The organism is Auritidibacter ignavus (assembly GCF_029853775.1).
GTDB classification, from domain to species: domain Bacteria; phylum Actinomycetota; class Actinomycetes; order Actinomycetales; family Micrococcaceae; genus Auritidibacter; species Auritidibacter ignavus.
On the sequence record NZ_CP122564.1, the window covers coordinates 2,263,108 to 2,276,490 of the forward strand.

A 13,383-nucleotide genomic window follows, 5' to 3' on the forward strand; every position below is an offset into this window, starting at 1 on the left:
TTCGCTGTGTCGCCTTCTGCCCGGACATTTCACGACGACGTCGCAATCTCGGCCACCCCCGTGGCCCCGCATGTTCCGACCGTCTCGGACTATCACAGCCTGAAAGACTATTTCGCCCCACTGTTTGACTCGATCGCTGTTGGTGCTAGCCAGCGGGAACAGCAACGCATTTTGCCCTTCGCCGAGATCCGCGAGCTCAACCAGGCCGGCTTCAGTGTGTTGCGGGTCCCCACCGCATACGGCGGCCCCGGGGTGAGCATCGAAACCTTTACGCGGTTGCTGATTGATCTAGCCACCGCCGATGCGAATATCGCCCACCAATACCGCTCCCACGCCGGATTCACCGAATCCCTGTACTTTCTGCCTGAACCGCAACGAGCAGCGTGGTTTCAGCGACTGCTGTCCGGGGTCACCGTCGGGAACGCCTCCACCGAAATCGGCGGGAACACCCTGGGCACGCTCAACACCTCGCTCTCGTTGCACCCCGACGGTAGCGGGATCCTGAACGGCACGAAGTACTACGCCACCGGGTCGGCTTTCGCCAGTCATACCCGGGTGTCGGCCACCCTCTACAATCCCGACGGATCTGCCCAAGAAGGTCGCGGATTCGCGGTGGTCGGGGTCAATGATCCCGGGGTGGAGCTCCTCGATGACTGGGACGGGTTCGGTCAACGCCTGACCTCCACCGGTACCGCACGATTCACCGACATCACTGTTCCGGCCACCCACGTCTTACCACGTGTCCCTGGTTCGCCCGAGGCCCACCATGAAGCGACCTTCTTCCAGTTGGTGTTACTGGCCGTCTCCGCCGGCATCGGGGCTGCTGCAGTTCACGACGCCACTTCTGGGGTCCGGCACCGCAAACGTACCTTCAACACCGGTCTGGGCGTGCCCTACCGTGACGATCCGCTCATCCTCGAAACCGTCGGGCGCCTCGGTGCCGGGGCTTTCACCGCCCGCGCCACCGTGATCGAAGCCGCCAGGTCTCTAGACAGCGCCCTGGAGGCGTTGGCCGCGAGAAGCCAGATGCACAACGCCCATGCCGAGGTCCCCGAGGAATTTATCACCGCCCAGATTGCCGTGGCCAATGCGCACGTCACGGTCCCCGAGATCGTGATCAAGACCTGTTCCGATCTGTTCCTGACCGGTGGCGCCTCGAACACATTGCGCTCTAAGAACCTCGACCGGCACTGGCGCAACGCCCAAACCGTGGCCACTCATAACCCCATCGTCTTCCGTGCCCGGGCGATCGGGGACTGGCTGGTCAATGGCACCGCCCCCGAAGGGCTCAACGCCATCGGTGATGCCCCCACCGGCAACTCCTCGCAGACGCAGACACCCCAGGAGCACGCGTGATGAAACCCCTGCTATTCAACGCTTTCGAGATGATGGTCCCGGTCCACCAATCCCCGGGCCTGTGGCGCCACCCCGAGTCCCGGATCGTGGCCTTTGACACCCTGGAGTACTGGACGCAACTGGCCGAAACCCTGGAACGAGGCCGATTCTCCGCCCTATTTTTGGCCGACGTGCTCGGTGTCTATGACGTCTACGGGGCATCGGCCGAGACCTCCTATCGCGGTGGCCTGCAGTACCCGTTGCTGGACCCGCTGTCGGCAGTCTCGGCCATGGCCGACCACACCCGTCACCTTGGTTTCGGGGTGACCGCCTCGGTCTCCTATGAGCACCCGTTCCTGCTGGCCCGCCGACTGAGCTCCCTGGACCACCTCACCGCAGGACGTTTGGCCTGGAATATCGTCACCTCCTACCAGGACTCCTCGGCCAAAAACATGGGACTCGCCCAGCAGATCCCGCACGATCAACGCTATGATCGCGCCGATGAATACATGGAGGTGATGTACCGGCTGTTTGAATCCTCCGTCGAGCCCGGCGCAGTGGTCAACGACGCTCACGCCGGCGTGGTCGTCGACCCGCAGAAAATCCACCCGGCCGAGCACCGGGGCGAATTCTTCACGGTTCCCGGCCCGGCCTTGACCCACCCCGGACCGCAACGCACCCCGTTGTTGTTCCAAGCTGGCGCCTCCCCGCGAGGCAGAGCACTCGCCCTCGATCACGCCGAAGCCGTCTTCCTCATCGGTGCCACCCCCGAATTGGTCCGCCACTGGGTCGATGAGCTACGTGACGGACTCCGGGCCCGGGGTCGTGACCGCAACGCGGTGAAGATTTTCGCCATGGCCACCGTGGTCACCGGCGCTACCGATGCGGACGCCATCGCCCGCTGGGAGTCCTATCGGGACTACGTCGATACCGAAGGGGCCTTGGCACTCTTCGGGGGCTGGACCGGTGTGGACCTGGCTCAGGCAGACCCCGACGACACGCTGGAATACGTCACCACCGAGGCCAACCGTTCCGCCCTGGAGGCGATGACCACCCTGGCCGAAGCCACCGGTGGCAGTGCCTATACGGTCAAGGACCTCGCCGAATTCGTCGCCCTGGGCGGGCGTGGCCCGGTGTTAGTCGGATCCGCTGAAACCATTTCCGACCAGCTAGAGCGCTGGGCCACGGTGGCTGACATCGACGGGTTCAATATCTCCGGTGCGGTGCGACCGGCAGATCTGGAGCGCTTCGCCACCTACGTCTCCCCGGTGCTAGCTCAGCGAGGACAGCTAGCCTCCCCGGCGCCCGAGGACACCCCGCGCACCCTACGCGAACAGTTCTTCAACGCCGGTCCGCACACCGCCGCCGATCACCGAGCCACCAGCTACCGGCACTCCGTGCGCTAGTGAAGGGTAACCTATCCAGGTTAGGGTAGGGGTATGTCTGAAAAAGTCCGCCCAGCACGCACGAAAAACCCGGCCCACCTGATGGAAATCGTCGGTACCGAACGACTCTCCGCACACTTCATCCGACTGACCTTCGGTGGGGGAGACTTCGAGCAGTTTCTGGTCCACGATTCCCACTCCGCGGATCGCTACATCAAACTGCTCTTACCGCCGGATCCCTCCCTGGGGTTGAAGCCACCCTTTGATCTGGACGCATTACGCACTGAGCTACCCAAGCATCAACTCCCGGTGCGACGGACCTACTCGGTGCACTCCATCGACCCGGTCGCCCAGAGCTTTCAGGTCGATTTTGTCTTGCATGGTGATGCCGGGGTGGCCGGCCCCTGGGCCGCACGCGCTGCGGTCGGGGACCCCGTTCAGTTCAGTGGCCCCGGCGGACAATACACTCCTAACCCGCAGACCGAGTGGCACCTTTGGGCCGGAGACGAAGCCGCCCTACCAGCCATCGCGGCGTCTCTGGCCGAACTGGCTGAGACCAATCCGGCCGCCCGCGGAGTCGCGTTGCTCGAGGTCGCCGGCGCCGATGACGAATTTCCCATCGTGGCACCGCAGGGTGTTCAAGTACGCTACCTGCACCGGGGCGGTCCCTTCACACCCCAGACCGCGATGCTGACCGAGGCAGTCCGCGATGTGGCCTGGCCGAAGAAGCTCACGGCCGACTACCTGCGCAACGCCCCACACAGTATGCAGGCCTTCGTGCACGGCGAGCGCGAAGTGATCAAGCAGCTCCGCGCGTATTTGATGGACGAGCGCGGGCTATCCCGGGCACAACTGTCGCTGTCGGCCTACTGGGCCTACGGTCGGGTCGAAGACGCGTTCCAGGCGGAAAAACGCGAGCCGATTGGGCAGATTTACCCGGCCGAACAGCAGTAGCCCGTCTCGTCGGACGGTCAGCGACCCTCCATGGCGCAGTGCCGCACCGGATGTGCCTGGGTGTAGTCGAAGAGGTCCTCAAAGATTGCTTGGTTGAACTGAAACCCGCGCCGGGTCTCGTCGATAAAAGCCTCGCGGTCCTGCTGATCCAGCTTGAGGGCATCCAGGCTGGCACGGTAGTGATCCTTATAGACCTTCGGTTTTGGGATGGCGGCGAAGGTATACATGTGTAGTTGATCGTCACGAGCCTGATAGTGCCGACGGACCAGCGAGGCGATGGCCAACCCGCCGGATAAATCGCCCAGGTATCGCAAGTAATGGTGAGCCGCGAGTCGGACCGGATCATCGCAGACCCGAACAATCCGGGCCACATAATCGGTGGTCGCTGTCATAGCAGCCGGCGCGTCCCAGTCAGTCAGTGGCAACAAGGACTCCAGATCTGCTGCCAAGGCATCGCGTCGATCCAGGTTCGGATCGAACAGGGCCCGGAACGCTTCGTTGCCCGTGGCTTCCCGGCATGCCTCTACCGCGGTATCCAGGGCGCCATAGATGTAAAAGTACTGACACACCAGCAGTGCGTAGTCGCGCAAGGAGCGTTTCCCTGACATCAGCTCGGTGATGAACGCCGAATTTTCTGCCTGCGAGTGGTCCTCGCGAGTCAGCTGGCGGACTCTGGTGGACAGCGCATCGTCAGCAGATGTCGTCGCGGCGTGGATGTCCATAGCAGTGACCTCTTTTCGCAAGATCGGGAGCGGGGTGCTAAGGAAGGCTACCCTTTGTGAGTGAAGTAATTAGGGACGAGACTATCGGGTTCTGCTGACATTTTCATCACCGCGTCTGACAAAAATGAAGGTTTTTCCCTGGAAAATTGGTCATGGTGACCAGATGTGACATAAATTACCACTGTACGGCGTTAGTAATTCAGTCAGGGTAAGCTAATCTGTTAGACGTTGGCACGCGATGAGACGTCCCTCATGCTCATCGCGCGGCTCTCCCGCAGACCCGGGTCCCAAGGTGGGGTGGACCCGTCGCCGAGAGTTCTCGGCACACAACAGTGGCGGAGAATTCCTCAGGATTCTCCGCCACTGGTTTGTTAATCGAGATGGTCCGTGGATACCTCGACGGCAGCTGTGGCCCACCCGAGGTATCAACGGAGGCGTTTTAGACCTTATTCAAATCAATGCCACGGGTTTCGGGCAACAGACGCACAGCAAACAGGGTCACCACGCAGAGGACGATGATGTAGAAGCTCGACAGCCAGGACATGTCAATGGAGATGAACAGCTGGTTGAGGTAGGGAGCTGATCCACCAAAGACGGCCACCGAAATCGAGTAGGCCAGACCGATATTGCGGGTACGGAATTTGGTCGGGAAGACTTCAGACATCATGCAGGACAGCAACGCACCGGCTGCTCCGACGATCAACAACGCGATCGTGGCCGCAATGAATAAACTCCAGGGGTTATCCGAGATCATGCTCTTCAGCGGAATCTGGGTGATGATCATCAGCACGGCGAACGCTGCCATAATCGGCCGGCGACCGATGCGGTCGGAGAGGCGTCCCCAGAACGGCAACGAGAACAGAGCGATCAACTGCGCGCCGACGCTGGCCGTATAGGCCAGGGTGGGCTCCATGCCTTGTTCCACGATAGCGTAGGTTGATACGTAGGAACTCCACGTATAGTGGGCGGCGGTAGCGCCGCTGACCATACCGATAATGAGCAGAATAGCTTTGGTCTGGGAGAATTTGCGCGGGGTGAGCTGCATCGTGGTTGGCGCGCTGGCCTGTGCCGGGGCAACAGGTGTCTCGTCTGTTTCGTGATGCGCCTGCTCGTGGACGGCGGATTCAGCCATGTTCCGACGCAACAGCAGAGCGACAACGGCCAGGATTGCACCCAAGACGAACGGAATGCGCCATCCCCATGCTGCCAGAGCAGTTTCGTCCAGTACCGCCGAGATACCGCCACCGACGCTATATGCCAGCACGGAGCCACCGAAGATGGTGACAAATACGAGCGAGGACCACTGTCCGCGTTTGTGGGCGGGAGCGATTTCAGCAACGTAGGAGTTAGCCGCTGCTGACTCACCGCCGTGGGCCAAGCCCTGGGCGATGCGTAGGAGCAAAAGACCGGCCGAGGCCCACACGCCAATGGTTTCGTAGGTGGGCAAGACGCCGATGAGCACCGAGGCGGTGGCCATAGTCAGCATGGTCATAATCAGGACCGCTTTGCGGCCTTTGCGGTCGGCCATGGCACCGAACAGGATGCCACCCAGCGGGCGGACGAGGAATCCGACCGCGAAAACAGCCAGGGTGGCCAAGAGTGCAGACACCGGATCGCTGTCATCGAACATAGCCCCGGCAATAAAGGGCGCGAAGACCGCGTAGGCGCTCCATTCGTACCATTCCAAAAGCTGGCCGGAGGTGGAAGCAATCAGAGATTTCTTCGGGGCTGCTTGGGTGGGTTGGGTGGGTGAGGGTTCTTTGGGCAGGGTGGTGGTCGTCGTCATGACGGTTACCGACTTTCTCGAAAAGTCAGGACCTATGCGGTGGTGAATTGATGGGCGGATTCCAACAGGGCGGGCACTCCGTGTTTCAGACCCGCAGCGAAGCTCGGATCGTCGGGTGCTTCGCCGTTGAGGAATCGGGTGTAGATCGCTTCACAGAAGATAGCGGATTTCCACAGAGCTAGTACCTGGTACCAGTTCAGCTGGGAAAGGTCGAGAGAGGACTCTCGGTTATAGTGGGCCACGAGTTCATCGCGGCTGGGGAAACCGGGTTGACGGGTGACTGGTGTGAGTTCCATGACGGTGGGAGTATCACTGCCACTGGCATAGGTGGCAGCGAAGTAGCCGAGATCAGCAAGCGGATCTCCGAGGGTAGCCATCTCCCAGTCCAGCACCGCCTGGATCTCAGGTGTGGTGCTGGGTGAATACATCAGGTTGCCAATGCGATAGTCGCCGTGGATGACGCTGTGCCGTTGAGTGGTGGGCACATGCCGGCCAAGCCACTGCGATAGCTCATCGACCAGCGGAATATCTCGTTGTGTTTGCTGGGGCCACAGGTGCGTGAAGCGCTCGATCTGGCGTTGTAAATAGCCCTCGGGCCGTCCCAAAGATGCCAGAGGTTCGGTCGAGACATCGAGGCTGTGCAGTTGTTGCAGAGCATCCACTGCGGCAAATCCGATCTGGCGCCTGGCCTCGTCGGATTCGAAGCGTTCGGGTAGCTCTGAGGTGATGACATCACCATCGAGGGTGTCCATGATGTAGAACGGTACGCCCAACAGATCGCCGGTTTCTTCCACCGCGCGGATCGTGGGCACCGCAAATCCGCGGGTGGCCAAGGCTGATTGCACGCGGGCTTCCCGAATCATGTCGTGGGTTGAGCGCGGGATCGGCGGTCGCGGTCCGCGACGCAAGATCACATCGGCGCCGTCACGCTGAATCCGGAAGGTGGCGTTAGATTGGCCTTCGCCGATCCGTGTGATCTGCAGGCCGCCCTGGCCAATATCGTGCTGATCCAAGAAACTCTCCACGGTGGAGCGAATCAACAGTGGTGGCTCGGGCAGATCGCGGGCCTGTTGCGGAGTCTGAACAACATCAATAAGGGGGGTGGTGTTGGTCATCAGTGTCCCTTGGTCTGGTGGCAGGTGAGGTGTTAGCTGGTGGTGGGCTCAGCGGTGTACTGCGTGCGCAACACACGACGCTGAATCTTGCCGGTCGGGGTCTTGGGCAGGTCGTTGAGGAGGTGTATCTCTTTGGGGGCCTTGAAAGCCGCTAGCTTCTGGCGGACCGTGGCCCGTACGTCCTCGGGGTCGAGGGCTTGACCCTCCTGAACGGAGATGAAGGCGATGACTTTCTCTCCGGAGTACGGGTCTGCAACGCCCACGACCGCAGCTTCTTTAACGCCGGGGTAGTCGTAGATGGCGTCCTCGACCTCGCGCGGCCAGACCTTATAGCCGGAGACATTGATCTGGTCCTTGCGCCGGTCGACAATGTAGATCCAGCCCTCGTCGTCGAGGATGCCGATGTCACCGGTGTATAACCAGCCGTTTTGAATGGTGCTGGCGGTGGCTTCGGGATTGTTTAAATAGTGGTCAATGCACGAGGGGCCCTGGAGTACCAATTCCCCGGGTGTGCCGTTGGGGGCCTGTTGGCCGTCGTCGCCGATAATGCGAGCTGCCACATCCGGCATCGTCTTACCGATGGACAGGCTGGCGGTTTCTTCATGAATCGGGGCCCGCTCACCGAGCGGGACACCGATCACCGCCGAGCTGGTCTCGGTCATGCCGTAGACGTTGTGTATGTAGTGGCCGAAACGATCCTCGAACTGACGCAAGGTCGCCGGAGGCACCGGGGCGCCACCGGTATAGGTCGACTTGAGCGTAGCGAAATCCTCTTCGGTCACGCCCGGGGCATCCAGTAGCGCGTTGTAGACAGTAATGGAGCCCACCATGTGGTTGACATCGCCACGCCGCAGCGCATCCAGCACCACCTCGGTACGGGTCCGGCCACGCAGAATCAGCTTTCCACGGCCTGCGGTGAGCGTCGCGGTGGCACTGCCGACCGCACCGGTGATGTGAAACAGCGGGGCCACGGCCAGCACACCGTCGCCGGGCTGTTGGTGGATCAGCTGCGGGAAGGTCAGTGCGACAGCCACGAGGTTGCGGTGGGTCGCCAGGGCCCCCTTGGGTGGTCCGGTCGTTCCGGAGGTATAGGTCAGGAGCGCTGCAGTGTCCGCGGTGATCTCCGGCGCGGTGGGGGTTGTGCCCAGGAAAGTCTCCAATTCCTGCCACAGGTCGGGGTCGCTGGGGTCAGTGAGATCAGCGGCAACGACCCACGGTGTGGTGCCGGCCAACCCCCAGGTGGCGGTCTCGGCACCGGTGGTCTCCGAGGACACCAGTCCCACCGCCTGAGAGTCTTGGAGAATGCCGGCCAATTCGTGTTGACCGTACATGGTGTTCAGGATCAGCGGGGTGGCCCCGATCTTCCACAGCGCGAGCATGCACAGCGGAAAACTCACGGTGTTCTGCAACTGGATGCCCACCCGTTGCCCGGGCTCGACACCTCGAGATTGAAAATAGCTTCCCAGAGCGTTCGTCAGGTCCTCGGTGCGTTCAACGGTGTAATCGTTGGTGTGATCAGTCAGTGCGATCGCTTGTGGTTCGTCCGCGACGCGCTGGCGCCACAGCTGCGTCAACGTGGTGTTGATATCCATGTGTGTGTTGTCCCTCCAACAGGTCCGACCGATCGTTCGCTCGGTCGTGCATAATGTAATTTATATCACGTTTAGCTACCAGGAGGGTACTCATGGACAAAGATGAGGTGGTCACAATTCATCCGCGCATGTTGCCGCTACAACTTCCGCTACATCCCATTGCCCAAGCAGCGCTGAGCTGCTTTGCGGTGAGTGGATATCACGGCACCAGTATTCGCAAGATCGCCCAAACGGCTGGGCTTTCGGTGCCCGGGATCTATCACCATTTCGGCTCAAAACACGAGATTTTGGTCGAGATCTGTAACGTGGCGATGCATGAGCTGATCGATGCGTCACAGCGGGCTGTTGACCATGCTGGTCCAGACCCGCTGGACCGTTATGATGCGCTGGTGGAATGCCTCGTGCAGTTCCACGCCGACTTTGCCGCGGTAGCCTTCGTGTCGTTTACCGAGATTCGTGCGCTGAACGGTGATGCCCGTGACCACCACATTGCCCAGCGCCGTCGCGAACAGGATCTCGTGCGTCGGGTGGTTGATGAGGGCATCGCTGCCGGGGTATTCACCACCCGAGACCCCGGGGATGTGGCCCGAGCCGTGGTCAGCATTTGCCTAGGCATTTCGCGCTGGTACCGCCAAGACGGTCCGCTGAGTTTGGATCAGGTCTGCGCAATTCACGTGCGTATCGCCCGCGCCACCGCCGGATGCATCCAGGCACCGGAAGAGTTACCCACCGATCGGCGGTGTGTGAGCGTCTAGCGGGTGGCCAGGACCTCGGCAATACTGGCCACGGCCGGCTCATTTTGCAGACTGGTGGTATCGCCGAGGGTGTCCCCGGTGTAGAGCTGGGTGAGTAGCCGTCGCATGATCTTGCCCGAACGCGTCTTGGGCACATCCGGGACGACCACGATGTCCTTGGGTTTGGCCACCGGGCCGATCGTCTGCGAAACCAGCTCACGTAACTCGGCCACCGCTTCCTCGGCGGCGAATCCGTCCCGCGTGACCACAAAAGCGATCGCAGCGTGACCGGTTTTGGCATCCGGTACCGGGGTGACGCCGGCTTCAACCACCTGCGGGTGTGTCACCAAGGCGGACTCGATCTCGATGGTGGATAACCGGTGACCGGAAATGTTGATCACATCGTCAATCCGGCCCAGAATCCAGGTGTCCCCGTCGGCATCCACCTTCGCCCCGTCACCGGCCACAAACCAGCCACGGGAGTCTTCCGCATCGGCGTAGTCCTTCCAGTACGAGTTAAAGAACCGCGCCGGATTGCCCCACACGGTCCGTGCCATCGCTGGTCCGGGTCGGGTGATCACCACCACGCCCTGCTGACCGGCTGGGGTCGGGTGCCCGTTGTCATCGACCACCGCGGTGTGGACCCCGGGCAACGGCCGGGAGCCACACCCGGGTTTGAACTCGGTGTCATCCTGTCGCGGTGAGAGCACCGTCGCACCGGTTTCGGACTGCCACCAGGTATCGACCATGGGGACCTGGCCACCACCGAGCTGGGTGCGCGCCCACCGCCAGGCCTCAGGGTTGACTGCCTCGCCCACGGTCCCGAGTAGCCGAATACTGCTCAAATCATAGCCGGGCTCCACCCCGTCGGGGTGCCACCCCATCAACGATCGGATCAGCGTCGGGGCGGTGTAATAGCTGGTCACCCCGTAACGCTGGATTACCTCAAAGTGCCGGCCCGGATGTGGCTGGTTGGGCACCCCCTCATAAATCACCTGCGTGACCCCATTCGATAGGGGGCCGTAGAGTTCGTAGGTATGGGCGGTGACCCACGCTAGATCGGCGGTGCACCAATGCACGTCCTGGTCCCGGGTCGCGATATCCGGATTCGAAAAGAGATAGTCATAGGACCACGACGCCTGGGTGAGATAGCCGGCCGAGGTATGCACTAGTCCTTTCGGCTGACCGGTGGTGCCCGAGGTGTACATGATGAACAGCGGGTGCTCGGCGTCAAAAAACTCCGGGGTGTGGGTCGCAGGCTGCCGATCCACGATCTCGTGCCACCACACGTCTCGACCCGGCACCCAGGTGATCTCGTCTTGATGACCGGTGCGGTTGAGCACCAGCACGTGCTCAATGTTGTTTTCCCCGGCTACCGCGGCATCGGACGCGTCTTTGACCGGTACGGCTTTGCCCCGCCGGAACTGCCCATCGGAGGTGACCAGCAACTTCGCCGCGGTATTCTCCACCCGGAACTTCAGGGCTTCGGCCGAAAAACCGCCGAAGACCAGTGAGTGCACCGCCCCAATGCGGGCACACGCCAGTGCGATCACCACGGTCTCGACCAGCACCGGCAGATAGACCACCACGCGATCGCCGGGGCCAATGCCCAGCTCGGTTAGCGCATGGGCGGTCTGAGAGACCTCGGCGAGCAACTGCCGGTAGGTCACCGCCCGCCGATCGCCGGGCTCGCCCTCAAAATACAGGGCCACCTTCTCGCCCAGACCGTTGTCCACGTGCCGATCCAGGCAATTCACCGCCACATTGAGCTTGCCACCGGAAAACCACCGCATCACCGGGCCACGTTCGGCGGCTGGTGAAGGATTGGTCCAGGTGTGTACCGTGTCGAATGGCTCGTGCCAGTCCAACCGTTGGGCGGCAGCCTCCCAGAAGGCGATCCGCGCCCGCTCGTCCACTGGCTGTCCATCGCCGCGACCGCCGTGTAAGAGCTCGGGATCTCGACCGGGATGCACATCCGGATCGGCGGCGTCCACGATCTCGGCGGGCAACGGTCCGGGCACGATGCCTGGCAGTCCGGTCTGCTCCGGGGTGAGTGGCTGGTACTCAGAAGTAAAAAGCTGTGCGGCCAACCCGGCCGGATACCGCTGATCAACCTGGACGGGCTCGGCGATCAGGGACTGAAAGATTTCCCGATCAGAGGGGTGGGACGCGGAACGCTCAGTGGGTGTTGCGGACACGAAAAATCGCACCTTCCTTCCATCGCTTCTGGCATGAGCACCTGCCGAATCGAGAATGGAGTCGGTGGTTGCTGCGGCGTCATCGAGCCAGATCTCTGCTACCGCTCTGGATGGTCGTACTGACCTCTAGTCTAGGTCGTCGATCAAGCGGTCAACACCGAGGTGTCGCAGACCGACATCTTGTGAGATCAGCAACAACACCGACCCGCCGTGGGCCGGCTTGTGGTCGTCGAGAACGCCCCACAAGCTGATATCTGCACTAAAAGTAGGAAAGTCTTAGCAGTCATACATGCAGTCGCTATATTTGCCAAATAAAGATAGGTGAGGCTAAGCTTGCCGTTAGCTTTGAGTATTCACCATCACCCGCCGGATACGATCCCGTCGAGAAGAGGTCACCTACCGTGCAGACCGTCCAACACGCACCGAGAACGTCACGCCGTGGCCAGCGCGCCACGCTGGCAGCCCTGCTAGCCACCCTGCTGTTTGTCGTCACCGGTTGTGGCGGACAGGCTAGTGGCACCGTTGATGTTGGCCAGGCCCTGGACAACGCCCAGTTCATCGACAACCCCAAGGATTACGAAGGCCCCACCACCGCGCATTTGGCCAATTCGGCGATCAACCCGATCGCCACCAACCCACAATCCCAGTTGCCGGTGACCGTCACCGACGCCCAAGGCACTCAAGTCACCGTGACCGATACCTCCCGGATTCTGGCGGTGGACCTCTACGGCACCGCCTCCCGGACCGTCTATGAGCTCGGCCTCGGCGATCACGTGGTTGGCCGCGATATCTCTTCGGGTTTTGCCGAGATCGCCGATAAACCGTTGGTGACCGAAAACGGGCACGATCTCAACGCCGAAGCCATCCTCGAGCTGGCTCCGACCGTGATCATCACCGACACCTCCCTGGGCCCCTGGGACGTGATGTTGCAGATGCGCGATGCCGGTATTCCGGTGGTTGCTATCGACTCCAAGCGCGATGTCGACACCGTTGACGAACTCACCATGCAGATCGCCGAAGCCCTGGGCGTACCCGAAGAAGGCCAAAAGCTCGCCGAACGCATCCAGGCCGACACCGAGGAGATGCTGGCAGAAATCCAGCAGTACGTGCCCGAATCCGACGACGAGAAGTTACGCATGATGTTCCTTTACGTCCGTGGCCAGGCCGGGGTCTACTACATTTTCGGGCCCGGCTCCGGCACCGATTCGTTGATCAAAGGTGTCGGTGGGATCGATGTGGCCGATGAGATCGGCTGGGAGGGCATGATGCCGATGACCGACGAAGCGATCGTGGAAGCCCAACCCGATCTGGTGCTGATGATGACCAAGGGGCTCGAATCGGTCGACGGAGTCGACGGGTTAATGACTGCCGTGCCCGCTCTCGCGCACACTCCCGCCGGCAAAAAGCGCCGGATTGTTGACATGTCCGACTACGAAGTGCTCTCCTTTGGCCCCAATACCGCCGGCATCCTCGAGGCGCTCGCCGTGGCCATCTACGCACCCGACTCCGCAGGTACCTCCACCGACGAATCTGGTACCTCCACCGAAGAGTAGAGCCTGCCC

The 13,383-nt window shown here is 61.6% G+C and carries 10 protein-coding genes and 1 riboswitch; of the genes, 5 read left to right on the forward strand and 5 right to left on the reverse strand.

Features of this window, described 5'->3' with window-relative positions; all coding sequences use genetic code 11:
- Nucleotides 1-6: 6 nt before the first annotated feature.
- From QDX22_RS10295 to QDX22_RS10305, 3 genes are read left to right on the forward strand one after another with little or no spacing between them, the layout of a single operon-like run.
- Entirely contained in the window at nucleotides 7-1,356 is a 1,350-nt protein-coding gene (locus QDX22_RS10295) for an acyl-CoA dehydrogenase family protein (protein ID WP_233487987.1), read from the forward strand.
- Nucleotides 1,356-2,741 carry an NtaA/DmoA family FMN-dependent monooxygenase gene (locus tag QDX22_RS10300; RefSeq protein ID WP_110101314.1) on the forward strand — a complete coding sequence of 462 codons (1,386 nt, stop codon included), beginning with the start codon at nucleotides 1,356-1,358 and terminating at the stop codon, nucleotides 2,739-2,741. The genes QDX22_RS10295 and QDX22_RS10300 overlap by 1 nt, the downstream gene beginning before the upstream one ends.
- 33 nt (nucleotides 2,742-2,774) lie before the next feature.
- Nucleotides 2,775-3,674 (forward strand): siderophore-interacting protein, encoded by a 900-nt coding sequence (locus QDX22_RS10305; protein WP_279717825.1) that lies wholly within the window; start codon nucleotides 2,775-2,777, stop codon nucleotides 3,672-3,674.
- Nucleotides 3,675-3,691: 17 nt separating this feature from the next.
- Here the strand turns inward: QDX22_RS10305 and QDX22_RS10310 are convergent, their stop codons facing one another.
- The 4 genes from QDX22_RS10310 to QDX22_RS10325 form a co-directional block, all read right to left on the reverse strand.
- Nucleotides 3,692-4,396 carry a biliverdin-producing heme oxygenase gene (locus tag QDX22_RS10310; protein WP_279717826.1) on the reverse strand — a complete coding sequence of 235 codons (705 nt, stop codon included), beginning with the start codon at nucleotides 4,394-4,396 and terminating at the stop codon, nucleotides 3,692-3,694.
- A 439-nt stretch (nucleotides 4,397-4,835) separates the two neighbouring features.
- A complete protein-coding gene (locus QDX22_RS10315) occupies nucleotides 4,836-6,182 on the reverse strand; it encodes an MFS transporter (protein ID WP_279717827.1) in 1,347 nt (448 codons plus the stop codon).
- A 32-nt stretch (nucleotides 6,183-6,214) separates the two neighbouring features.
- The gene (locus QDX22_RS10320; RefSeq protein ID WP_279717828.1) at nucleotides 6,215-7,297 is read right to left on the reverse strand and encodes a phosphotransferase family protein; all 1,083 of its coding nucleotides are present in this window, start codon (nucleotides 7,295-7,297) and stop codon (nucleotides 6,215-6,217) included.
- A 32-nt stretch (nucleotides 7,298-7,329) separates the two neighbouring features.
- Entirely contained in the window at nucleotides 7,330-8,889 is a 1,560-nt protein-coding gene (locus QDX22_RS10325) for a class I adenylate-forming enzyme family protein (RefSeq protein WP_279717829.1), read from the reverse strand.
- Nucleotides 8,890-8,981: 92 nt separating this feature from the next.
- Between QDX22_RS10325 and QDX22_RS10330 the strand changes: the two genes are divergently transcribed.
- Entirely contained in the window at nucleotides 8,982-9,644 is a 663-nt protein-coding gene (locus tag QDX22_RS10330; protein ID WP_110099142.1) for a TetR/AcrR family transcriptional regulator, read from the forward strand.
- On the opposite strand, the gene acs is transcribed toward QDX22_RS10330, so the two are convergent.
- Entirely contained in the window at nucleotides 9,641-11,617 is a 1,977-nt protein-coding gene (gene acs, locus QDX22_RS10335; RefSeq protein WP_370443921.1) for an acetate--CoA ligase, read from the reverse strand. The two genes, QDX22_RS10330 and acs, sit on opposite strands and share 4 nt — an antisense overlap.
- A gap of 220 nt (nucleotides 11,618-11,837) precedes the next feature.
- A riboswitch (SAM riboswitch) is annotated at nucleotides 11,838-11,938 on the reverse strand.
- Between the two features lie 284 nt (nucleotides 11,939-12,222).
- On the opposite strand from acs, the gene QDX22_RS10340 reads away from it, so the two are divergent.
- On the forward strand, nucleotides 12,223-13,374 hold the full coding sequence (locus QDX22_RS10340) for a heme/hemin ABC transporter substrate-binding protein (RefSeq protein ID WP_279717830.1): 1,152 nt from the start codon (nucleotides 12,223-12,225) through the stop codon (nucleotides 13,372-13,374).
- The last annotated feature ends 9 nt before the right edge of the window (nucleotides 13,375-13,383 follow it).